Annotated in this window: 25 protein-coding genes and 1 tRNA gene; 24 read left to right on the top strand and 2 right to left on the bottom strand. The window is 58.8% G+C overall.

The window, feature by feature from the left end; translation table 11 throughout:
• Window positions 1-39 precede the first annotated feature (39 nt).
• From LWH94_RS15965 to LWH94_RS19450, 24 genes are all read left to right on the top strand, one after another.
• Window positions 40-393, top strand: a complete 354-nt coding sequence (locus tag LWH94_RS15965; protein ID WP_232902855.1) for a four helix bundle protein — start codon at window positions 40-42, stop codon at window positions 391-393.
• Between the two features lie 302 nt (window positions 394-695).
• Window positions 696-1733: a reverse transcriptase/maturase family protein gene (locus LWH94_RS15960; protein ID WP_232902854.1), complete on the top strand. Its 1038-nt coding sequence runs from the start codon at window positions 696-698 to the stop codon at window positions 1731-1733.
• Window positions 1734-1737: 4 nt separating this feature from the next.
• Entirely contained in the window at window positions 1738-2376 is a 639-nt protein-coding gene (locus LWH94_RS15955; RefSeq protein ID WP_232902853.1) for a DUF4376 domain-containing protein, read from the top strand.
• 19 nt (window positions 2377-2395) lie between these two features.
• Entirely contained in the window at window positions 2396-2743 is a 348-nt protein-coding gene (locus LWH94_RS15950) for a hypothetical protein (protein WP_232902852.1), read from the top strand.
• A gap of 125 nt (window positions 2744-2868) precedes the next feature.
• Window positions 2869-3387: a terminase small subunit gene (locus LWH94_RS15945; RefSeq protein WP_232902851.1), complete on the top strand. Its 519-nt coding sequence runs from the start codon at window positions 2869-2871 to the stop codon at window positions 3385-3387.
• Window positions 3272-5299 (top strand): phage terminase large subunit family protein, encoded by a 2028-nt coding sequence (locus LWH94_RS15940; RefSeq protein WP_232902850.1) that lies wholly within the window; start codon window positions 3272-3274, stop codon window positions 5297-5299. Before LWH94_RS15945 ends, LWH94_RS15940 begins: the two co-directional genes overlap by 116 nt.
• Window positions 5296-5502: a gpW family protein gene (gene gpW, locus LWH94_RS15935; RefSeq protein WP_232902849.1), complete on the top strand. Its 207-nt coding sequence runs from the start codon at window positions 5296-5298 to the stop codon at window positions 5500-5502. Before LWH94_RS15940 ends, gpW begins: the two co-directional genes overlap by 4 nt.
• On the top strand, window positions 5499-7100 hold the full coding sequence (locus LWH94_RS15930) for a phage portal protein (RefSeq protein ID WP_232902848.1): 1602 nt from the start codon (window positions 5499-5501) through the stop codon (window positions 7098-7100). Before gpW ends, LWH94_RS15930 begins: the two co-directional genes overlap by 4 nt.
• Before the next feature lie 55 nt (window positions 7101-7155).
• A complete protein-coding gene (locus tag LWH94_RS15925; protein ID WP_232902847.1) occupies window positions 7156-8481 on the top strand; it encodes a S49 family peptidase in 1326 nt (441 codons plus the stop codon).
• A 42-nt stretch (window positions 8482-8523) separates the two neighbouring features.
• Window positions 8524-8895 carry a head decoration protein gene (locus LWH94_RS15920; RefSeq protein ID WP_232902846.1) on the top strand — a complete coding sequence of 124 codons (372 nt, stop codon included), beginning with the start codon at window positions 8524-8526 and terminating at the stop codon, window positions 8893-8895.
• Between the two features lie 40 nt (window positions 8896-8935).
• A complete protein-coding gene (locus tag LWH94_RS15915) occupies window positions 8936-9946 on the top strand; it encodes a major capsid protein (protein ID WP_232902845.1) in 1011 nt (336 codons plus the stop codon).
• A gap of 72 nt (window positions 9947-10018) precedes the next feature.
• Entirely contained in the window at window positions 10019-10210 is a 192-nt protein-coding gene (locus tag LWH94_RS15910) for a hypothetical protein (protein WP_232902844.1), read from the top strand.
• 2 nt (window positions 10211-10212) lie between these two features.
• On the top strand, window positions 10213-10548 hold the full coding sequence (locus LWH94_RS15905; protein ID WP_232902843.1) for a head-tail joining protein: 336 nt from the start codon (window positions 10213-10215) through the stop codon (window positions 10546-10548).
• A complete protein-coding gene (locus tag LWH94_RS15900; RefSeq protein WP_232902842.1) occupies window positions 10532-11149 on the top strand; it encodes a phage tail protein in 618 nt (205 codons plus the stop codon). Before LWH94_RS15905 ends, LWH94_RS15900 begins: the two co-directional genes overlap by 17 nt.
• Complete coding sequence (locus tag LWH94_RS15895; protein WP_232902841.1) at window positions 11149-11562, top strand: hypothetical protein; 414 nt, start codon at window positions 11149-11151, stop codon at window positions 11560-11562. The genes LWH94_RS15900 and LWH94_RS15895 overlap by 1 nt, the downstream gene beginning before the upstream one ends.
• Before the next feature lie 54 nt (window positions 11563-11616).
• Window positions 11617-12588, top strand: coding sequence for a hypothetical protein (locus LWH94_RS15890; RefSeq protein ID WP_232902840.1), 972 nt, complete (start codon window positions 11617-11619; stop codon window positions 12586-12588).
• On the top strand, window positions 12585-13091 hold the full coding sequence (locus LWH94_RS15885) for a hypothetical protein (protein WP_232902839.1): 507 nt from the start codon (window positions 12585-12587) through the stop codon (window positions 13089-13091). The genes LWH94_RS15890 and LWH94_RS15885 overlap by 4 nt, the downstream gene beginning before the upstream one ends.
• 194 nt (window positions 13092-13285) lie before the next feature.
• Complete coding sequence (locus tag LWH94_RS15880; protein WP_232902838.1) at window positions 13286-15994, top strand: phage tail tape measure protein; 2709 nt, start codon at window positions 13286-13288, stop codon at window positions 15992-15994.
• Window positions 15991-16341, top strand: coding sequence for a hypothetical protein (locus LWH94_RS15875; RefSeq protein WP_232902837.1), 351 nt, complete (start codon window positions 15991-15993; stop codon window positions 16339-16341). Before LWH94_RS15880 ends, LWH94_RS15875 begins: the two co-directional genes overlap by 4 nt.
• Window positions 16342-16574: 233 nt before the next feature.
• Window positions 16575-16721 (top strand): hypothetical protein, encoded by a 147-nt coding sequence (locus tag LWH94_RS15870; protein ID WP_232902836.1) that lies wholly within the window; start codon window positions 16575-16577, stop codon window positions 16719-16721.
• Window positions 16718-18013 (top strand): hypothetical protein, encoded by a 1296-nt coding sequence (locus LWH94_RS15865; RefSeq protein WP_232902835.1) that lies wholly within the window; start codon window positions 16718-16720, stop codon window positions 18011-18013. Before LWH94_RS15870 ends, LWH94_RS15865 begins: the two co-directional genes overlap by 4 nt.
• Window positions 18013-20502, top strand: coding sequence for a hypothetical protein (locus tag LWH94_RS15860; protein WP_232902834.1), 2490 nt, complete (start codon window positions 18013-18015; stop codon window positions 20500-20502). Before LWH94_RS15865 ends, LWH94_RS15860 begins: the two co-directional genes overlap by 1 nt.
• Window positions 20503-20575: 73 nt before the next feature.
• Window positions 20576-20848 (top strand): hypothetical protein, encoded by a 273-nt coding sequence (locus tag LWH94_RS15855; protein ID WP_232902833.1) that lies wholly within the window; start codon window positions 20576-20578, stop codon window positions 20846-20848.
• Window positions 20849-21295: 447 nt separating this feature from the next.
• Window positions 21296-21424: a hypothetical protein gene (locus LWH94_RS19450; protein ID WP_269802631.1), complete on the top strand. Its 129-nt coding sequence runs from the start codon at window positions 21296-21298 to the stop codon at window positions 21422-21424.
• A 138-nt stretch (window positions 21425-21562) separates the two neighbouring features.
• On the opposite strand, the gene LWH94_RS15850 is transcribed toward LWH94_RS19450, so the two are convergent.
• Window positions 21563-21639: transfer RNA gene (locus LWH94_RS15850), tRNA-Val, on the bottom strand.
• 43 nt (window positions 21640-21682) lie between these two features.
• On the bottom strand, window positions 21683-22003 hold a 321-nt coding region (locus LWH94_RS15845), incomplete at its 5' end, for a DMT family transporter (RefSeq protein ID WP_232902832.1).

The raw sequence follows: 22003 nt of genomic DNA, 5'->3' as shown, positions 1-22003 counted from the left end.
CGGCGGGCTTGACCCGCCGGCAAGCGTTTGAGGACCGACATGGAAGTAACGCACAAGCCTGGCGACGCGGAAAGCTTGAAGCTGTACGCAAAGGCCCAGGCACTGCTGATGAAGGTTTATCCGACGTTTCAGAACTACCCCCGGGTAGAGCATCACCAGCTTTGCGCCACGATCAAAACCCTGTTCGCAAGGCTGCTGGAGCATATTGCCCTGGCCAAGTATGCAACCTCTGTGAGTGTACGCATGGCGGCCTGCAAAAAGGCCGCAGGTGTGCTGCAAAACCTGACTACCTGGTATGAGCTGAGCTCCAAAAGGCGCTACATCAAGAAAGAGTTTTTGAGGAGGTGGATACTGATCTCACCGAACTCAAAAAGATCCTGGCAGGCTTCATGAAGACTGTCGGGGAACCAAGGCGCAAGCCGTAACTCCGCCAACCGCGCGAACCGTGGCAACAATGACCTCGCGAACTTCAATCGCAATACCGCGACGAATGTGAATTCGAATATCGGGTGGCGGCCCGCCCTGCTGTGTTTCTCCATCCCGGCGGTTACGGCTTCCGGGAGGTACTGCGTGCGTACGCGCACTGCAAGGGGGCTTGTGTCTGCTGCAGGTGGCTTTTGTCATCAGGCAGAAAACCGAAAGAGGGCGTCACTCTCTGTATTGGCGCCCTCGACCTAATTTGACAAGGATCGTTGATGTTTTCCGAAATCACGTCGAAGGAGAACTTCGACGAGGCTTTCCGAAAGACCCAGCTGGGCGCCCCGAAATATAAGCCAGATGCCATTCGCTTCACCGAGAACCAAACGGTAAACCTTGCCCGGCTACGGCAGCTGGTGATCAGCGGCGAATACCAGCCTGGCGAGTATCTGGAATTCTCGGTGTTTGAGCCGAAAGAGCGTGTGATCTACGCGCCCAGGTACAAAGACAAGATTGTGCAGCATGCTGCCAACAACGTGCTTCGGGATTTCTACGAACCGAAGTTCATCTTCGATAGTTATGCCTGCATCCGGGGCAAGGGCAATCAACGGGCAGTTCTGCGCATTCAGCAGTTCGAGCGCCGGGCCTCGCTGACGTATGCCGATCCCTGGATCATCAAAGCCGATGTTCAGCGGTTCTTCTACAGCATAAACCGGGACGTGATCCTGGCGATTGTTCGCCGGAAGATCACTTGCCCGGAAACTTTGGCGCTGCTTGAGCGGATTGTTCTGAGCTCCCCGGGTGATCTGGGCCTGCCACTTGGCAACCTGACTTCGCAGTTACTTGCGAACGTGCTCATGAATGAGCTGGATCACTACATCAAGCGCACCTTGGGCGTTCGGCTGTATGTGCGCTACGCAGATGACCTTGTGCTGATCGTGGACGGCAAGGCCCAGGCACAAGACGTTCTTGCCTGTATTCGGGCATTTGGCCGCGATGTGCTGGACCTCCACTTCCCAGACCGTAAGTGCTTTATCAGGCCGCTGCACCTTGGCCTGGAAACGCTGGGTTACCGGATAACGCCAGCGGCGATCTTGCTCACATCGGCGGCTAAGTCGCGCTTCATTAAACGGCTGAAGGCGCTGGAAGGGCTTCTTGCCAGCAAACGGATTACGCCAGCAGAGGCCTTGCGGTCACTCACCAGCTGGTACAGCTACGCAGGCACAGCGGCCTGCCAGAGATTTGTTCGGGATGCCTGCTTGCGCACTGATCGCATACGGTTTGCCGACAACGAACGATTCATCATTCTAGGGTGATCACATGATCAAAGATGACATGACCCCATACCGGTTTCGGGTGCGGTTTGAGGATAACGGCGTAGAGCGCACGCATTACACAGACGACCGCCGGTACTTTGAGCAGCTGATTGCTGCACACGGCCACCTTTCAGGCCTGCACATTGATCCTCTGATCCTGACCCCTGAACAGCAGCAGCGCCTGGATGACATCAAGTCTGCAGGCCTGACCGGCCATGATGCTGGCGTGTATGTGCAGCACGGCACCACCGAGGCGGAAGACACCGGCTATTACGATGCGGCAAAGATCGATGCCTATCACCGTTCTATGATTGAGCCTTCGGTTAGATGTCAGCGGAAAATGGCGGAAGTGGCCGGCGTTGTGATCAACGGCGTGCGCTACGCAGGTGATGCCGGAAACCGGCAAGCGCTGCAGGAAGCCATTCTTGCTGCGGACGATGGCGGTATGACGGTGTTTTCGGCGTGGAAAGACTCAGACAACCAGTACCACGTAAACCACCCGGTCTCCGCCGTGAAAGATGCACTGCGCAAGATTGGCCAGCGCAGATCCGCCTTGATTGCCCTTGAAGCGCTGTACGTTGCCCAGGTTGCAGATGGCACTGCTGATCTGGCCAGTTTGGACTGGACAACCGAATACGACTGATCAACCTGATAGGTGACTTATGGTGCACACAACTCTGAACCCGGACATGGACGATAAGCAGTACCTGGATAACCAGGCCATCCATCGGCAGCGCTTCAACCACAAAGAGCAGGTTAACGGTACCGGCGATTGGGTGCTTATCCCCCCCGGCCCGGCTGAACTTGCCGTGAGCGTGGAGCCTTCTTCTGGTACCGCACGCATTGAATATACCCAGGACCCCATTGCAGATGTTGAGGCAGGAACAGCTTCCGGAAAAGTCTGGCCCGATGGTGACGTTGCCGGCTACACCAGCAGCGTGATGGCCAACGCGGTTACTGCGGTCCGGTGTGTGAGCACCGGCGCCACAGATTTCCGGGTAACCATGTGATGTCCAGAATGGGCACGGGTCCTTCCTGGCACCTGGCCTGCTGAGGGGGCGCAGACTCGCGGTTTTTTCGCAGACTCAGGGCACCCTTGGCCTTCCTTCCTCAGTTCTGATTCAGGTAGTTATCGATGGGTAAGCGAGTTAACAAGAGAGAGCTCGCTGAAATTTTCGGCGTGTCTGAACGGTCTTTCACGGAGTACCAGAAAGACCCGACGTTTCCGATTGCCAAGGCCGGTGGCCGTGGCCAGTCGAACGAATACGACACGCAAGACGTGCACGAGTGGCTGATGGATCGGGCGGTTAACGGCGCCCGCCGTGAGTCTGCCCGTGAGCGGCTGGAACGAATCAAAGGGGACCGGGAAGAACTGGCCCTGGCGAAAGATCTTGAAGAACTGGTGCCGGCGGCACTGGTAGGGGCTCGACTGGAATCCGTGGCGTTGTCTATCCGGAGTGAACTGCTGACCGGCAACCCGAAACTCAAGACAGAGATCGACACGCTGTACGACATCGATCTCGATATCGAGCTACTGAATGAGCATTCTAGATCCGTCCTCCGACAGCTGGCAGCGCTTGGCCGCGAACCTGAACCTGGTAGTCACCCAGGCTCTGGCCAAATTCCAGCCGCCGGAGAAGATCAGCTCAACTGATTGGGCGAACCGGAACCGGTATCTGGCGCAGGAAAGCAGCCCTATGCCGGGAAAATACTCCACGGACCTGACCCCGTGGGTGCCCGGCATGCTCGATGCGCTTGATGATACCCAGGTGAAGAAGGTGGTTTGCCGGAAGTCTGCCCAGGTGGCATGGACAGACGGCGTGTGGAACAACTACCTGGGCCGCCGGATCCACAACGATCCGTGCCCCATCGTACTGCTGTTCCCGAAAGACAAGACGATCCGCAAGTACCTGGATCAGAAATTCGTGCCGATGGTGGAAGCCAGCCCGGTGCTGCGGCCGCTGGTGGATGTATCCACATCCCGCACCACCGGAAACCGTACGGACTACAAGAAATTCCCCGGTGGCTTTCTGGCCCTGGTGGCATCCAACGCACCGGACAACGTGAAGTCACTCTCCGCCCCGGTGGTCTGCGTAGAAGAGCCAGACGACTGTAACACCAACGTCCGGGGGCAGGGCGACTCCATCAACCTGCTGGAAGAGCGGGCCAAAACCTACGAATACCGTAAGGTGATCTTTGGCGGCACACCCACCGTGAAGGGCCTGTCCCGGGTGGATGAAGCGTTCCAGGGTAGTGATCAGCGCATGTTCATGGTGCCCTGCCACGAGTGCGGAGATGAACACGTACTCAGCTGGGAAAACGTGGTCTGGAACGAAGACAACCCGGTACCGGACGAAGTACTCGGCAAAGCCCAGACGGAAACCGCCCGTTACGCCTGCCCCCATTGCGGGGTTTTGTGGCGTGACGTGGACAAGAACCGCAACGTGCGCAAAGGCTACTGGAAAGCCCACAAGCCCTTCCGGGGCGTTGCTGGGTTTTACATCAACGAGCTGTACAGCCCGTTCCCTGGCTCCAAGCTGGCCCTGCTGGTAGAGAAATACCTGAAAGCCCGGCACGCGCTGGAGCAGGGTGACGACAGCTACATGATCGGCTTCGTCAACAACACGCTGGGCCTTTCCTACGAATACCAGACAGACGCACCAGACACAGACACCCTGCGCGAACGCGCCGAAAACTACGTGGAGCTGTCCGTTCCGGCCGGTGGCCTTGTGCTCACGGTTGGCGTGGATGTTCAGCACGACCGCCTGGCCATCATCGTTCGGGCCTGGGGGCGTGGTGAAGAAAGCTGGCTGGTGTTCTGGGGCGAAATCTACGCCGCACAGAGCTGCACAGACAAAGCGGACCCGGTCTGGGATGAGCTGGACAAGTTCATATTCGGGGCCTACAGCCACGGGCTGGGCTTCAACATGCCGGTATCGGCGGCCAGTATTGACTCCTCAGACGGCCAAACCAACGACGCCGTTTACCACTACGTGCGCAGCCGCAAAGGCCGCGGCGTGAAAGTGATGGCCATCAAAGGCGAATCCAACAACCTGAACCGGGAGATCGTAACCCCGGCCAAGAAAGTAGACGTGAACAGCAAAACCACCAAGGCCGCCCGCTACGGCCTGCCGGTGTTCATGGTGGGCACCGAAAAGGCCAAAGACCTCATCGATGCGCGCCTAAAACTCACCGGCAACGGCCCGGGCAGAATGCACTGGTACAGCAACGTTCGAGACGACTACTACAGCCAGATAACCGCCGAAATCAAAGCGCCGGACCGTAAACGAGGCGGCCGCAAAACCTGGCAACCGAAAGCCGGTGTGCGCAACGAAGGCCTGGACTGCGAAGTTTACGCCCTGCACGCAGCCAGAACCCTGAAAGTACACGTGCGCAAGCCAGACCAATGGGATGCCCTGGAAGCACAGCTCATGCAGGGAGACCTGCTGGCACCCACACCGCCGGCACCGGTGGCAGACAACAAGCCCAGAGCCACCCAGACCAAAACCCAGAATTCAAAGCCAGAGGGCAGAAGCCTGGCTGACATTGCCCGGAGAATGCGATGAGCGTTGAAACCCAACTGACAGAGGCCCGCACGGCCTACCACAACCTGCTTACCGGGCAGTCTGTGGTGCGGATTCAGCGGGACGGCAAAACCGTGGAATTTTCACAGGCCAGCAAACGAGACCTGGCCGCTTACATCGCCAGCCTGGAAAGCCAGCTGGGTGGCGCTGGCCGGCGCATGCGGCCGGGGAGGGTTAGCTGGTGAAACTACCTGACATCAACCTACTCGACAGCTCTGGCCGCCCGATCCCGAAGGCAGACACAGGCTACACCGGCGCCGGCGAGGGCTTTGGCGGGCAAATGCGCCGCTGGAACCCGCGCCCACAAACCGCCGATGCCGCCCTGCTGCCCAGCCTGAAAACCGGCAATGCCCGCGCGGAAGACCTGGTGCGCAACCACGGCTTGGCCAGCAACGGCGTACAGCTGCACGTTGATAACATCGTTGGCCACCTTTTCCGCCTGAGCTACAAGCCCCGGTGGCGTGCCCTGGGTATCAGCGAAGCAGACGCCCGGGCCTTCGCCAGCGAAGTAGAGGCTGCCTTCACCGAGTACGCGGAGGACCCCATCAACTGCTGGGTAGACGCAGAACGCAAGCGCACCCTCACCATGATGATCCGTGAAGTAGTGGCCACCCACAGCACCGTAGGCGAGGCCACCGGCACGGCGGAATGGATAGAAAACCGGCCCGGCTCACTGTTCAACACCGCCATCAAACTGGTGAACACCCACCGGATCTGCAACCCGCAGAACAAACCCGACTCCCAGAGCCTGCGGGGCGGAGTAGAAGTTGACCGGTTTGGCGCGGCACGCCGTTATTGGGTGCGCTCCACAAGCATCAACGGGCTGGGCCTGAACAACGGGCTTGGCGACATCTGGACCCCGGTAGACCGGGAAACCAGCTGGGGCCGGCAGCAGTTCCTGCACGTATTCGAGCCCCGCGGCGATGGCCAGACCCGTGGCGCTAACCAGTTCCTGAGCGTAATGGAGCAGCTGCCCCAGCTGGGCAAGCTGCAGCAAACCAAGCTGCAGAACGCCATCGTGAACGCCATGTATGCAGCGGTGATCGAAAGCGAACTGGGCAGCGAAGCCGCTATGGAAATCATCGGCGGCGAGATGAGCACCGACAAGCTCACCGACTACATGGCCACCCTGGCGGACTACCACGAAGGTGCAGATATTCGCCTGAACGGCGTGAAAATCCCGCACCTGATGCCGGGCGAAAACCTGAAGTTCACCACCAGCAGCAACGCAGACAACGGCTTTAGCGAACTGGAATCCTCCATCATCCGCTGGATTGCTGCCGGCCTGAACGTGCCGTACGAAGCCCTGGCCAAAGACTACAGCCGGACCACCTACAGCAGCGCCCGGGCCAGCATGATGGAAGGCTGGCGCTACTACATGGGCCGCCGCAAGATCATCGCCAGCCGCTGGGCCAGCATGGTATTTGCCCTGTGGCTAGAAGAAGCCCTGGACCGGGGCATCATCCGCCTGCCAAGGGGTGCAACCCGCACCTTCTGGGAGGCCAAAGCTTCCTGGTGTAACGCAGAGTGGATTGGCTCCGGCCGCATGGCCATCGACGGCCTGAAGGAAGTCAAGGAATCCATACTCCTGATCGAATCCGGCCTGTCTACCTACGAAAAAGAGCTGGCGAAGATGGGAGAGGACTACCAGGAAGTCTTTGCCCAGCAAGTGCGGGAAATGGAAGAGCGCCGCAACGCCGGCCTGCCACCGCCCAGCTGGGTAAAAGCCCTGGCCCTTGCCCCGGACCAGGAAGAGCCCGAAGCGGCCCCGGCCACCGCCTGAACGAAGACCTGACCAACCCCGCCCCGGCGGGGTTTTTAATGCCCGGAGAAAACCTATGCACAACCACAACATTGCAGCCCGCGTACTCAACCAGGCGCTGTTGCTGGAGCCTGGCTACGCCCGGGTATTCCTTGGCGCGCTGGCTCCCAAGCTTGGGGTTACCTCGCTGCGGGATGAATCCGGCCTGATCGAATCGCAGGAAAAGCTGCGCATGCGGGCGGATTCGTTCGAGACAGACCGCCCCCGAAATCGACCCTACGAAGTGATCAACGGCATTGCCGTGGTACCGGTATCCGGCACCCTGGTGCACAAGTTCGGGCACCTGCGGCCATATTCCGGCATGACCGGCTATGACGGCATTGTGGCCCGCATACAGGAAGCCCTGGCAGACAGCACCGTGAAGGGCATCTTGATGGACCTGGATACCCCGGGCGGCGAAGTGGCCGGGTGCTTCGACACCGCCAAACGCATTGCAGAGCTGCGGGGCGTGAAGCCTATCGGCTCCATCTCTTACGACATGGCCTGCAGTGCCGGCATGGCCATCCACAGTGCAGCGGACTACCGCTACACCACCACCACCGCGCGCACCGGCTCGGTAGGCGTGGTGATGATGCATGCCAGCTTTGAGGAACAGCTCAAAGCCAACGGCGTAGACGTAACCCTGATTCACTCCGGCGCGTTCAAAGTAGACGGGAACCCCTACGAAAACCTGCCGGAGCGAGTGCTCCGGGACTTTCAGGCTGAATCTGACCGCATCCGCAACGAATTTGCGGCCATGGTGGCAGACCAGATTGGCCTGAACCCATCGGATGTGCTTGCCACCGAGGCGGCCATCTACACCGGGCAAGACGCAATCGAAGTGGGATTTGCGGACGAGCTCATCAACGGCCACGACATGCTGGCCGCCTTCTCTGACTACATCCAAACCACCCAGAAAATCGGAGTAAGCACCATGACGGTAGAAAACCAGAACAAGCCGGCAGCTACCGCACCGGCCACCACCCCGGAGGCCTCCACCACCCAGGCGGAGACCGTAGACACGAACAAACTGGCGGCCGATGCCGCTGCTACAGAGCAGGCACGCATTGCCGGCATCCTGCAGGCGGAAGAAGCCGAAGGCAAAACCAAGCTGGCCCAGCACCTGGCCTTCAACACCCAGATGTCTGTTGCCGATGCCAAGGCCACCATGGCGGCTTCCGACACCGGCACCCCGCAAGCTGCAGCACCCACCGGCCTGCTGAATGCGGCCATGAGCAACACCCAGCAACCGAACATCCCGGCAGAGGCGCAAACCGCTGCCAGCGCCGGCGAAAAAAACGAGCTTAGCGAAATCATGGGCTCTTACCGCCAGGCAACCGGGCGCAAGCCTACCACCCACTGAGCCAGCCACTGCTGGTTAACAGAAAACTTCAGGAGTTAAGCGATGAGCAACTTCCCCCTCGCTGGTTCAGTCACCGAAGCCTTCCAGGATGACGACCTGGTACTCGGCGGCCTGATCGACTTTGGCAACGGCACCCTTGAGTCCGGCCAAAACCTCACCCGCGGCACCGTAGTTGGCCGTGTAACTGCCACCGGAGAGCTCAAGCAATCCGTTCAAACGGCAACCGATGGCTCCCAGGTGCCCGTTGGCGCACTGGTGCACGACATCGATGCCACCAGCGCAGCAACCGGCTGCCAGATCGTACGCGGCGGCTGGCTGAACCGCAGCCTGCTGACCTGGGATGCAACCTGGACAGAAGCACTGCAGGCCGGCGCATTCGACGGCACACCCATCCGGCTGGTAACCCCTGAGTAAACCCCGGCCAACACAAAACTGAACCAGAGGTAAAAGATCCATGGCATACGAAACCGAAACGCTCCTGGGTGTGTACCGGGAGCTAGACCCGTTTAACCCGTTCCTGCTCAACCTGCTGTGCCCCACCAAGGTAGAGTTTGAGGACGAATCCATCTCCTTTGACAAGCTGTCCAGCGACAAGAAGCTGGCCCCGTTTGTGAGCCCCATGGTGGCGGGCAAAGCCCAGCGCACCCGCGGCGGCAACAAGTACGCCTTCACCCCGGCTTATGTAAAGCCAAAGAACGTGCTGGACCCCAAGCGCATGGTTAAGCGCCTGCCGGGCGAAGCCATCGGCGGCCAGTTGAGCGCCAGCCAGCGCCGGCAAGCCATCCTTGTGGATACGCTGGATGAGCAGCGCCGCAAGATCAAACGCCGGGAAGAGTGGATGGTTGCCCAGATCATCCAAACCGGCAAAGTGGTGGTGGAAGGCGAAGACTACCCCACCTCCGAAGTGGACTTTCAGCGAGACCCCAACCTGACCATCGACCTCTCCGGCGGTGCAGCGGCATGGGACCAGACCACCGCCAAGCCAGCGGAAGACCTTGAAGACTGGTTTGCCCTGATGATGGCACCGGCTACCCACGTAATCATGGGGCGCGGCGCTTACCGCAAGTTCATCGGCTTTGACGCCGTGAAGAAAGACCTGCTGGACACCCAGCGCGGCTCTGAGACCGAGCTGGAGATGGCACCCAGCACCCAGCTGGCCAGCTTCAAAGGCCGCCTGGGCGGGGCAGGCCCTGAAGTGTGGACCTATGCCGGCTACTACGAAGACGCCAATGGCGACAAGCAGCTGTTCATTCCGGACAACGGCGTGGCCATTGTGTCTGTAGGTGCAGAAGGTGTGCGTGCTTACGGCGCCATTCTGGACGGCGATGCCGACTACGTGGCCACCGAATACTGGCCGAAAAACTGGGTAGAAAAAGACCCGGGCGTAGAGCAGGTGATGACCCAGAGCGCCCCGCTGCCGGTGTTCATGGAAATCAACGGCCTGGCATTCGCCACCGTTTATTGATCCTGAGTGCGCCAGATAGGGGCCCGGCGTTATGCCGGCCCCGAACGCCTACCACAACGTGAGATGCAAACCATGGCTAACAAAGTAACCGTTGAATTTTTAAAGCGCTGCGAAGACCGCGACAAAACCGGCGCGAAAGTTGTCATCAAAGCCGGAACCCGCCTGGAAATGACCCCGGCTGAAGCAAAAAAAGCAGGCGACAAGGTGCGGGTTCTTCCGGCTGAACAGCCAGAAGACACCGAAGACGAAGCCAGCGGCGGCTGACCGTGAGCAAATTCGATGCAATGGCGGCCCGGCTTGAGGCCGCCATTGATGATCAGTTTGCCATGGACGCCATGTACGACGATGGCACCAATGCGCCGTTTCCGGTGCGGGTGATCATTGATCTTCAGGTAGAGCAGCGCCAGGCGTTCGAAACCAACATGCCGGCCAACCGGGACGAACTGGAAATTCGCAAAACCTACGTGAACCGCCCACGGCGCGGGCACAAGGTGGTGATTACAGACCCCAGCTGGACCGGGGACAACACCTGGACCTTTGACGGCATGATCACTGACGACGGCTATGTAACGAGGCACTGGGTAAATGGAAGTTCAAGTTGATCGTACCAGTTTGCAGGAAGTTAAGGCCCTTTTGGCTCGATTTTCAAACGGAGCGGCGCGGGCTCGAATGCGGGCTACTAACAAGACGGCCAAAAAGGCACGCACGGAGTCCAGCAAGGAGATCCGAAAGCAGGTCCGGCTGAGCGCGGCTTACGTCAAGAGCTTGCTGGCAATCAGCGACGCATCCATACGCAATCCTCAAGCAAAGGTTTCAACACCTACTCGCGGCCTTCTGTTGTCCCGATTCTCAACTGACACCATGGTTTCTGGTGACAAAGTGGGCTGGCTTAAGCCCCCGGCTATTCCTTCGCGCGGCCTGAGGGTAAAGGTTAAGCCCACGGGCGGCGCCAAGGTGTTCTCCGGAGATGACGAGATAGAGGGGAAACCGTTCTACATGGTACTGCCGGGAACAGAGGGCCGAGTGGCCATCGTTGGCCGGAGGGCCAGAACCGGCACCCAGGGCGGCAAAATCAAGGTGTTCTATGGCCCGTCGCTTTCCCAGGTATTCACCGATGTAAAAGAAACCGTTGGCGAAGACATGGCGCTGTACCAAATGCAGCAATTTGAAAAAGAGATCGATGCAATTCTGAGGGGCTACTGATGGCAGACAGCATTCGGGAACAGATTGTTCAGGCCTTCGCCACCCGCCTTGGCGCGGCCCGTGGCGAACAGCTGGACAGCGAAAGAGACCTGCCCGCCCGGGTACTTTGGGACCCCTCCGAAACAGCGGAAAAGCTGAAGTACCGGAAGTACGAAGTAACGCTCACCGTGAACGTGGGCGAAATGGCCACCCGGGATTTCAGCATTAACTCCAGCGTTCAGGGCAACCGAATGCTGGCAGAGTTGCTGAACGATGCCCTGAGTGAAGACAACACCCTGAACGGCCTGTGCAAGCACATCAGCTACACAGACTCCGTGATGGATTCGCCAGACCCCGGCCAGAAAGAAATGATCATTCTTGTGACGTTCGAAATTGTGTACGAAACCAGCAACACCAGCCCCTACCAGCAATAAACCCAACCGCACTAACCCCGCGCCCGGTGGCGCTAGAAAACCAGGAGAAACCCTATGTCTACAGACAACGCGCTGCTCGAATTCGAAGGCGGGCAGAATGCTTTCCCCATGACAGAACTTAACGATTCCGGCGATGCCCAGCTGTTTGAATCCGGAGAAGAGCTGTGGTCTCAGGCTGCCGGCTTTGCTCCGGTAGTGCGCCCCGATGGCGTAGTGACCGGCGCAGACATTACCCCGGCAACCGGCAACGATTCCGTAGCCGTGGCGGCCTTTACCGCCTTCGTTGGCGGTGTTGAGCTGGCGGTGGCCTCGCAGTCATCCCTGTCAGTCACCCGCGCCCTTTCGGATACCCATCTGATTACCAGCATCGTGTGCGACGGCTCCGGCGCCGTGACTGCCGTGGCGGGCACCGAAGGTACCGAGTTCGTAGAGACCCGCGGTGGTGCGGGCGGCCCTCCCTACATCCCGGTTGGCTCTATTGAGCTTGGCCAGGTGCGACTGAGCAGCGGCACCGCTGCAGCTGTGAAAGAAGGCGAGATCTACCAGCTGGTGAACCGCCACAAAGAAAGCGCCATCTTCCCGATCCCGACCATTGATTACGCCCTCGGCAACGTGGAATTCAGCTCCGCCCTGCCGAAGATCCACACCGGAGACCTGGCGAAGGGCGTATTCGCCAGCTTTGCCACGCCGGAGTTTATCGAAGCCTTCGATGCGTACGACTTCGTACCCTCGGAAGTGGGCTATTCCTCATCCAGTAAACAGACCTACACCCGGGTGAAGAACAGCACCTCCCAGAGCTTGAACAACGCTTCGTTCAGCGTAGACCTGACCGACGGCATCAGCGACACCATTGCCAGCGTGCAGGGCCAGAACCTGTACTTCCGGTTCTACCCAGACAAAACCAAGCCGCAGCACTTCATTGAGCAGGGCATTCTGGCCATTGCCCGAACCTTCCCAGCCGGTGGTGACATTGTGGCCAGCTGCACTATCAACGTGGCTGAAAAGGGCAAGGAGATCACATTGTGAGTGATTTTGACCTTGCAGCGTTTCGCAAGGCCAAGTTCCAGGCGCGGGTGGAAGATTGCCCGCTGCCCGGGCTCACCTCTGCGGGCTTTGCTGGCTACGATGGCGAGGGCGATAACGCCGAACCGAAGCCGGTAGTGTTCCGGGTGCGAGGCCTTACGGCGCAGGAACTGGCAAAGGCGGAACAGGAAGCGGACAACAGCAAACTGCTGGCCAAAGTGGCTGAAAAGCTGGCAGGCACGGATTCTGAACGGGCCCAGGCACTGCTGGACGGCCTTGGCCTGGGTGACGACACCCCGCAGGCGCTCGCCAAAAAGCTGGTGCATGTGCAGCTGGCCGTGGTGGAGCCGGAGCTGAAGCTGCAGGATGTGGTGCGCATTGCCGACGCATACCCCACTGACTTTCTGGAGCTGTCCAACCAGGTTTATATGCTGACCGGCCGGGGTAAGGTTGCCCAGGTAAAGCCAAAGCCCTCTGGCAAGACCCAGGCATCCAAGCCAGCATAGCCTTGGCGGACCGAAAGGGCCGGTTTCTGTTCGAGATCCGGCCCGACGTTTTCCCAGAGGGCTACCTAACCGATACTGAAATTGGCCTGTGGTCTATGTGGTATGAACACAACAGCAAAACATAGCGTGCCGATAACCACCCCGAACACCAGAAGCCCGGCCAAGCGCCGGGTTTTTTAATGCCCGGAGAAACCATGGCAGACCTCAAAAAAACGGTTGACCTGATCTTCAACGGCACCGACAAAACCGGCGGGGCCATCTCATCGGTTGGCCGCGGCCTGGATTCGCTCACCGATAAAGTGGGCAGCGTAACAGGCCCGATGGCCAGCGTAACCGACAGCATCATCAAGCTGGATGCGGCCCTGGCAGCGGCTGCCATCGGTATCACCGGGTACGCCATCAAGATCAGTGACGATTTCCAGACCGCGTTCGCGGAAATCGCCACCATCATTGGCCAGCCTGCCAGCGAACTGGGAGAGTTTCAGGACGCCCTGCTGGCATATTCCGAGCGGTCGTCTCAGTCCCTTGAGCAGATCACCTCTGCCACTTATTCCGCTATCTCTGCCGGCGTGGATTACCGGGAAAGTATCGACCTGATTGCCGCCGCGGAACAGCTGGCGGTGGCGGGCCGGGCAGACCTCGGCGAAACCACCGTTGGCCTGGTGAGCGTGCTGAACGCATTCGGGGCGTCTGCCAGTGAAGCCGGGGATTACGCGGATTCGTTCTTCACCGCCGTGAAGTTGGGCCAGACCACCATCCCGGAACTGTCCGCGTCCATTGGCCGGCTTGCGCCACTGGCCGCCGCTGCAGGGCTCGACTTTGACCAAATGGCGGCTGCCATCGCCACCATCACCGCTGAGACCGGCACCGATACTGCCGCCGCTATCACTGGCATCCGTGCCGCCATCACCAACATCCTGAAGCCCACGAAAGAAGCCACAGACCTGGCCGCAGAGCTAGGCCTTGAATTCAGCGCATCCGCCCTTGAAAGCAAGGGCTTTGCCGGCTTCCTGAAGGATGTAGGCGAGGCCACCGGCGGAAGCACCGAGCAAATGGCCCGGCTGTTTGGCTCCGTTCAGGGCCTGACACTGGTACTGGCGCTGACTGGTAACGCCTCTGAAGCCCTGGCTCGCAACCTTGAGGCGTTCGAAGACAAGGCTGGTTCAGCCGGGAATGCCGCCGACGATCTGGCTGCCGACCTGAGCAAGATCACGCAAACCCTGCAGAACAACATCGACTCTGCGTTGATTGCGTTTGCCGAGGATCTGACAGACGAAACCCAGAGCATCGTTAAATCTGTCACCTCGATTTTCAACAGCATGGGCGATGAGCTGCGGCTGGAAGATGGCGTGTTCGCACCCATCCTGGCGGGCATGGAAGGGCTGGCCCAGGGTATCGATGAAAAGCTGAAGCGCATTGCCGAAAACTTCCCGGAAGCGCTGGCGGGGCTGGATATCTCTGGCTTCATGGAGGCCTTCGGCGTTCTGGGCAGCGAGCTGGAAGAGCTGCTTGCTGGCATCTTTGGCGACATTGATCTGGACACTGTGGAAGGCCTGCAGTCTGCCATGCAGCAGGTGGTGGATGCTTTCACGGCGCTGCTCAATCTATCGGCGGGGATAGCCAACGGGCTGCAGCCCCTGTTTGATGCCATCGGTGTAGGGATCGATAAGTTTCAGGACCTGGATGACGCCACCTACAAAAGCATTGGTGAAATGCTGGGGCTGGCGAAAGCCATTGATACCGTGCTGCCTGCCATCAGCGGGCTGGCCGGAGGGCTGGAATCCATCGGGACCGGGCTTACTGCGCTGGCCGGGGCTCAGGGATTTAAAGCCCTGATTGGCAACCTGAACAGCGTGAAGGCCGTCGCAGCTGGAGCGGGCAGTCTTGGCCTTGTGGGCGCTGCTCTTTTCGGGGCAGGTGCTGTTGGCTACGGCATCGGCACCGTTATCAACGACAAGATCATCAGGCCGATGGAAGAAGCCTTCGGCGGGTCTATCGGCAGCTGGCTGTACGATCAGCTTAACGCGGACGAGCTGGAGCGCATTGCCCAGGCCTTTGCCCCAGTGTCTGAAGCGCAGCGGGCGCTGAAGCAAGATACCCAGGATCTGCGAGACATGAACGCCAGCCTGGCGAACATGCTCAACGACACCGCCCTTGCCACTGATGAAACCCAGCAGGGCTGGCAGGATTACGCCGACAACTTGGTGGAAGCGGCGAATCAGCAAAAGGAAACCACTCAGGCCATCGAATCCTCCGGCGGTGCGCTGGATCGGGTCAAGACCGACACCGAGAAGTTGGCAGAGGCAAACACCTCTCTCACGATCGGCTACGACGAAGCCACCGGCAAGGCCAATTCGTTCAGCGGCACCATCGTCAAAACCGGCAAGTCGCTGGACGACACAGCCAAGAAAACCGAAGACGCGATCAAGCAGTCTGAGGCCTACCAGATCAAGATGCTGGAACTTGCCAGCAACGAGAAGATTGCGCTGATTGAGGGCAAGGTAAGCCTGAACATTGCCGAGGCGGAAGCGGACGCCAAGAAAGTGGAAGCCATTGCCCAGAGTATAAGCGACAGCTTTCAGAGCACCGGAGATGTGATCAGCTCCCTGTTCAGCAACGATGCGCCGGACTGGGACCGCTTCGGCTTCGAAACACAAAAACAGCTCGATAGGGAAAACGAGCGGCGCCAGCGGGCCATGGATCAACAGGAGAAGCTGAACCAGGCACAGATCGAATACATGAAGCAGCGCACCAAACAGATGGCCAGCGGCGATGCCATGATAAAGATTGAAGGCGATGGATTGGCTCCGCACCTGGAGGCGTTTATGTTTGAGGTACTGAGAAACATTCAAACCCGCGTCAATCAGGATGGCCTCGATATGCTGTTGGGGGTAGACACATGATTGCATCACTGACTGCACTGAAGTTTGATCCAGAGGGCCATGTGCAGCTGCCCTACCTGCCCGACTCTGATCTGGGCGATGTCAGGAGACGCGCAAACCGGATTGCAACGCTAGACGGCGGCGCCGTCTTTAACGACGCCGGCCACAGCCCGGCAGATCGCACTTTCGTGATTCGATGGCGAGTTCGCAGCGCCGATCAGTACCGAAGAGTGCAGCGATTGGTGCGGCTGCACGCATTTTTGCGAGTGGCGGTGCCGGAGGGGATCTTTATTTGCAAGCCTGAGTCTGTGGTTGAGAGTAATGGCGAGGGTGTTTTGACTTTACTGGTATCGGAGCAGGAATTATGAGCTGGAGTTCAGAGATTTTGGGCCGGGCGCATGCCGAGGTGTTGGCTCGCATGGATGAAGGGGTCGCCGCTGGGCCGGCGGAAATACGGATACTTGATTCGGCAGACAACACGCTTGTCGTGCTGCCGTTAGCAGAGCCTGCCGGCTCCGTGGACCCCGGGACGGGAGCTCTGATACTGACGCCCGGTCCATTGGCAAGCGCCGTGCTTACAGGAGAGGCCGTAAGTGCAACTGTGTCGGACAGTGACGGCGTAGCGCTGGGATCTGGCTTCGCGGTGCAGTCCGGCACCACGGCAGTGCCTGGTGCGGTCGTGCTGTCGTCTGTGAATATCGTGTCCGGCGGGTCGGTTGAGCTGGTGTCTGCGCAGATTGGTGAATGACTGTGACTTCGGTCGTATTTGCTCAGCGAAACGTCTCTGCAGCGGATTATGACTCTGCTCTGATTGATCTGCTGGAAGCCGCAGGCGCCACTGTAACCGTCGAAACGGGCAGCCTCAGCTCAATCGACTGGTCCGGCCACGACTTGCTGATCATTGGCGCCCCGGGGACAAGCTATGTCGGGCATCAGAATGCGTCAGAGATCGCTGGCTACCCCGTTGCCGTGATGTCTCTGTGCCGTCATACATCGCGAGTCGCGCTGCAGATGGCAAACAGCTCTAGCCTGACCTCGGCATCCACCTACACGCGCGCCACCTATGCCAGCAATGACCCAAGAGCAAAGCTTGAAAGCTATGGCCTTTTGGCGGATGGCGGGGACGCCGCGTGTCACAGAATTAGCGATCATGCGTGGCCCACCTGGATCATTTACCACCACTCGGCAGATACAACTTACGCGGGTGTCGCGGAGGCTCCTGGGCCCAACGGCTACCGGCGCATTCACCATGGCTTTTATCAGCTTCACATTGCCACCGATGAGGCCAGGCAGTCGTTTCTGCGTTTTGCATTCGGGGTGGCTAGAGATCCATTCAGGGTCGTTAACGATTTAACCGCTTTTGCGATTGCCGACACTCAGGCGCGAGCAAGCATGCCATCGCCAGTCGGCTCCCTAGCCGGGTGGCTTGATGTGGCGTCCGGCGCACTGGCGCGGCTCCCTTCGCCAGTCGGCGGGCTTCGCGCGGCGGGGGTTAACGACTGGTCAACAATCATCGACCCGCTCACAACGCAGACATACTATGCTTGCGACCTGGAGTCTGCCGGCGGCGAGACGGTGCGGGTGCCTATCAGCAGTTGGCAGGGAACGCTTCAGCAGGGCCGGGCCAGTTTTCTGCAGGCCGTCGTGCCAGCCGCTGACAGCCGAATGGCTGACATTAACAATGCAGACGAGTTCGTGATCCGACGCGGTGCGCGATTTGAAGATGGCACGATACTGGAGACCGATATGGCGCGAGCCCCAATCAATACGATCCAGTACAACGAGGGGCCAACAAACAGCACGGCCACTCTGCGCGGGCACATGCAGATGGCTGAGATGGAGGGCAGCGCCAATCGCAACCTGCAGGGCTTGCGGTCCTGGTCAACGTCGCCGGCAATCCGGGCTCGATCAGCCATTGATTGGTTCTTGCGTCCGGGGATGACGTGCCATGTGGGGGGCGCATCATTTACTGCCGGGTTTATCAACTATTACGTCAACATCACCGACCAGTACATGGACGTTGGCGAAGGCAGGTTGTAATGGGCAAAGTCAGGATCATCGGCGGCGGACGGGCAGGGCTGTATGGCGTCGAGCCTGTCTATCACCGCAAGCAATATGAGCAGCGCAAGGCGGACATAGAAGAGCGCATTGATGCCTACTCTGAAAAACAATCAGAGGCCGAAGAGAGCCTCGATGGCGCAAAAGCGGATTATGACACCGCAGCCGAGGCAGTGGATCAGCTGATGGCCGAATGGGTGGCGGCTTACAACGGAACGGCTGCGCCTGGCGCGCCGGCGCCGTCCATGGAGGATTTGGACAAGGCGGTAGCCGAAGCCTCCAGGCTGGCCCTACTGGTGAGCGAATACCGCCGTCAGGTAGAGCGCTGGAAAGCGACCATTAAAAACCTGGAGGCCGAGCTTCAGGAGATGGAAGATGCAGACGATGCGCCGGCCCTGGCCGCCTGGTGCGCAGACTTCACCGAGACTTTGCCCCCTGGCGCCGAAGTTGCCAGCATCGAGATACCCGGCGAGCCTCAAAGGCTAATGATTTACCCGCAGGCGATGGGGGAGGGCGGCCACGACGCAGGCAGGGATGGGCAACTGGTCCCTCGGGCATGGCAAGTTCCGGCGCAGGTGTTTTTTAATGCCGCCATCCTCCCCGGCTGGCAGCGGCACGTTTATCGCCATGTCCCCATGCGCGTGAGCGAAGACGCAACAGCCTACGCGGTCACCGGCTATGGCGCGTTGTACCGGATAACCGGCGACCAGGCCGAGCGCACCGACACGCTGTCGTGCCTGTTACATGAGCCCGAAAGAAGCAGCGCCATGGACCTGCCGGTTCGCCCTTCAGACGAGCCTATCCAGGGGGCGATCGCGGAATACATGGATCGGGACGCAGACGCTTTTATCGCTGGCGACCGCGTGATTTATGACCGCATTAAAAGCGCCGTGATCGGGTTTCAGGAGCACCCTGTTGATCGCCGATACGCGGGCTTGACCGACTGGTTTAATCCCGAAAAACCGTGGGAGCAGATTACATGGGGTGAATCAGGGGCGCGGTATTACCTTTACCCAGACGACAAGGTTTACATGCACGGGCGCATTCTTGCGCAGATACCGGGCGACGTTTTGGGTGCCGCCATTATGGACACCGAGCAAGGAAGGCTCTTGCTGGTCGCCGGTTATGACGCGCCGGCGACCATCGCAGTGTGGAGCTTACCCGAATCAAGCTGGTTTCTGGGAGTTCTGCCGGATCAGATTGGCAGCGTTAATATGCCGTTTGCCCACGGCGACGGCGTTCATTCTGCGTGCTTCTCACCTGACGGGGCCAGGTTTCGTATGTTGCATATAAGCCACGATGTTGTTGGCGTGGTTCACGCCGTCACTGAGGTGTCAGGACAGATCGGGCCGGATAGCAGTGTGAGCTGGAGCACGTTACCTGCATCGTCGGGCACAAGTACCGGCAGCATAGAATCGACGCAGGACATTTGGACGATAAGCGCATACGCAAAAATCACGACGTTTCAAGATTCGCAAACCCGTTATTCGGTGAGTGCAACGGCAAAGATCGCGGTTGATATTTCGCCAGATGGCACGGACTGCGAGGCCGTTATGCAGTACACGCTATCCGAAAACGATAGTGTGATCGTCAACTATGCGACGGCGCAACATAACAGTGTGCTGGGTGGCCAAACCCTTTACATGGCAAGGGATCGAGAGGAATCTAAGCGCGCCAGTGAGTACCTGGTTGTTAAGTTCTCAGGCAACGGTCAAGGCGATATTGTGCTGTGGGACTTAAAAGAGGACGACGCGCTGAAACATCCGTATTACTGGGAGACCATGGTAAAAGACGGCGAGTTTGCTGAAGAACATCTAAGGATCAATCAACGCGGGCCTGCCTGGGAGGAATGGCTCAGCCGAGTTGATGAGGCGCTGTCTGATCGAAACGATGAGCAGATTGCATCCCACACGATGACGTTGACGACGGGAGAGCTGTCACTAATCGACATCAGAGCCGGCGGCGAGCTGGCTCACCAGCAATACAGCTATCACTACAAGGGGAAAAGCGGCGGCATCACGGCGGAGCTCACCTTCGACATCAACAAAAGCCGCCAACTGAGAGACGTGTACGGAGGCACCGTTTGGCAGTTCCCAGCGGATAGCACTTGGGTGCGTCATAACTCGCGATGGCAAGAACGGCAATCCTTTGAGATGCGATCGCGGTCCGTGAACTTTACGGACGACGAGTATGAGAACCAGGGAGCGCAGGGGGCGATCCCCCTAGGCGGCATTCCGCTCTACGCGACTGACGTCCCGCCCACCAGAACGACAAGCTCTGACGTCCTACCGGATGCGAGGTGGGCTTTTAGAGGCGCGAGAGTGTACCCGTTTTTCACGGTCACGAGCGACTATAAGCGGGTCGCAGCCGAGGATTGGAGCGGCGTTGTGCATAGCAACATCAGCGGCCTGGATGAAATGCCCGCCGGGTTCTTCACGCCGCCATCTTCGCAAAGCTCCGGCGAGGACTAACCCGATATCTCCCTGCAGTAATGCCGGCAGTGGCGTGCGCAAAGTTACGGCGCCGCACTTCCGGTGGGATGAAATGGAGGTGGTTGACGTTGCGGTGCCGGAGCCGTTGCAGGCGGTGGCGTTTCTGGAATCGCAGCTGGGCAAGAAGTACGACTGGATGGCGCTGGTTGCGCTGCCTTTCGGGCGAAACTGGCAGAGCCCGTTCAAGTGGTTTTGTTCAGAGCTGGTGGCGAAGGCCCTTGTGATGACGGGGCACCCGAACTTTTTCATTAAAAAGCATCGGATCTTTCCGTCGCATCTTTGGGCGGTTGCGCCGTTTCTGAAGAAAAAGCGGCTAAAGCAATGAAATGGTTTTTTTGATCTGAATCAATAAAAGTTCAAATCAAACATTATCAGATCTTTTTATTCTATGGTAACCCCTGCGAAGCTTTCCCGAAGTTTCTAGCCAGCGGCTGCAGTATGACACCACTGGCTACAGGCCCCGCCGTTACTGGGCGGTTAACATAATCCGGCTAGAAAATGGCGAAAATCAGAATATATTTATACTTTTAAAACAATATATTACCTGTGATTCACGGGCTATAGACCTTGGCCGTAAAAAGTTTGGTTGGTAGCTTGCGCACTTTGGCAGGAATGGTTAGAAATGTTCTCAGCAGGCCCCGGGAGACCTGCTGAGATGGCGGGCAAAACTTTTGGCGAGGTCTGACCGCACTCCGAATTTACCCGATTCGGGCGAAAATTTCAGCATCCATCCGGGGCCCTGCTCTCAAATCAAACTTAACGGAGCATGAAGATGGACCCGAACTTTCTCAAAGCCTTGATCGATATCCTGGTGTATTACCTGCAGAGCGTTGCTGGCCAGCCGGACAAGAGGATGGTTGTGCCGATACTGGAACACATCCAGGCAGCGCTTGATTCGTAAGCCGGGAATGGGGGCTTCTTGCCCCCAGCACAACCACTGTATAAGTGGTTCGTTTTGGGAAAATATTGGGAAAATATCGGGAAACAAAAAAAGCCAGTTCTCACGATCGCCGTAAGCAACTGACTTTCTTGGCAAGATTGGTAGGACCACGCGGATTCGAACCGCGGACCTCTACCATGTCAAGGTAGCGCTCTAACCAACTGAGCTATGGTCCTGTCTCGCAACGGAGACGAAATATACGGATTTCGCGGGGGTTGGTCAACCTCTTTGAGGCTGATTTTTGGCTTTCAGCAGGCCTTTGATGGCGCGGCTCAGGGCGCTCCAGCGGTTCACCAGCAGTGCTGCGAAGATCAGGCCGCAACCGGCCATTTGCAGGGCGGTCATGCTTTCGCCAAACCAGGCGGTGGCGAATAGTGCTACCCACACCGGTTCCAGCACCAGTATCACCACTCCATGGCTGTGTATCGAAAGGCTCTGGGCATAGGTTTGCAGCAGAAAGCGCCCCGCAGTGGCGACGACTGCGCTGGCCAGTACCCATACATAAAGCATGGGGGGCGGGTTGGTCAGGGTGGGCGCCCA

Source organism: Marinobacter sp. G11 (assembly GCF_021282325.1).
In the GTDB taxonomy this organism is placed as follows: Bacteria; Pseudomonadota; Gammaproteobacteria; order Pseudomonadales; family Oleiphilaceae; genus Marinobacter; species Marinobacter vinifirmus.
This window is presented reverse-complemented; position numbering and strand designations above follow the sequence as displayed.

Bases quoted from the DNA above. Each gene is read 5' to 3' on its own strand.
- LWH94_RS15915 (WP_232902845.1), top strand. From the start codon at position 8,936: ATGGCATACGAAACCGAAACGCTCCTGGGTGTGTACCGGGAGCTAGAC.
- LWH94_RS15945 (WP_232902851.1), top strand. From the start codon at position 2,869: ATGGGTAAGCGAGTTAACAAGAGAGAGCTCGCTGAAATTTTCGGCGTG.
- LWH94_RS15950 (WP_232902852.1), top strand. From the start codon at position 2,396: ATGGTGCACACAACTCTGAACCCGGACATGGACGATAAGCAGTACCTG.
- LWH94_RS15955 (WP_232902853.1), top strand. From the start codon at position 1,738: ATGATCAAAGATGACATGACCCCATACCGGTTTCGGGTGCGGTTTGAG.
- LWH94_RS15895 (WP_232902841.1), top strand. From the start codon at position 11,149: ATGGCAGACAGCATTCGGGAACAGATTGTTCAGGCCTTCGCCACCCGC.
- LWH94_RS15910 (WP_232902844.1), top strand. From the start codon at position 10,019: ATGGCTAACAAAGTAACCGTTGAATTTTTAAAGCGCTGCGAAGACCGC.
- LWH94_RS15940 (WP_232902850.1), top strand. From the start codon at position 3,272: ATGAGCATTCTAGATCCGTCCTCCGACAGCTGGCAGCGCTTGGCCGCG.
- LWH94_RS15875 (WP_232902837.1), top strand. From the start codon at position 15,991: ATGATTGCATCACTGACTGCACTGAAGTTTGATCCAGAGGGCCATGTG.
- LWH94_RS15865 (WP_232902835.1), top strand. From the start codon at position 16,718: ATGACTGTGACTTCGGTCGTATTTGCTCAGCGAAACGTCTCTGCAGCG.
- LWH94_RS19450 (WP_269802631.1), top strand. From the start codon at position 21,296: ATGGACCCGAACTTTCTCAAAGCCTTGATCGATATCCTGGTGTATTAC.
- LWH94_RS15920 (WP_232902846.1), top strand. From the start codon at position 8,524: ATGAGCAACTTCCCCCTCGCTGGTTCAGTCACCGAAGCCTTCCAGGAT.
- LWH94_RS15855 (WP_232902833.1), top strand. From the start codon at position 20,576: ATGGAGGTGGTTGACGTTGCGGTGCCGGAGCCGTTGCAGGCGGTGGCG.
- LWH94_RS15890 (WP_232902840.1), top strand. From the start codon at position 11,617: ATGTCTACAGACAACGCGCTGCTCGAATTCGAAGGCGGGCAGAATGCT.
- LWH94_RS15860 (WP_232902834.1), top strand. From the start codon at position 18,013: ATGGGCAAAGTCAGGATCATCGGCGGCGGACGGGCAGGGCTGTATGGC.
- LWH94_RS15880 (WP_232902838.1), top strand. From the start codon at position 13,286: ATGGCAGACCTCAAAAAAACGGTTGACCTGATCTTCAACGGCACCGAC.
- LWH94_RS15960 (WP_232902854.1), top strand. From the start codon at position 696: ATGTTTTCCGAAATCACGTCGAAGGAGAACTTCGACGAGGCTTTCCGA.
- LWH94_RS15965 (WP_232902855.1), top strand. From the start codon at position 40: ATGGAAGTAACGCACAAGCCTGGCGACGCGGAAAGCTTGAAGCTGTAC.
- gpW (WP_232902849.1), top strand. From the start codon at position 5,296: ATGAGCGTTGAAACCCAACTGACAGAGGCCCGCACGGCCTACCACAAC.
- LWH94_RS15900 (WP_232902842.1), top strand. From the start codon at position 10,532: ATGGAAGTTCAAGTTGATCGTACCAGTTTGCAGGAAGTTAAGGCCCTT.
- LWH94_RS15925 (WP_232902847.1), top strand. From the start codon at position 7,156: ATGCACAACCACAACATTGCAGCCCGCGTACTCAACCAGGCGCTGTTG.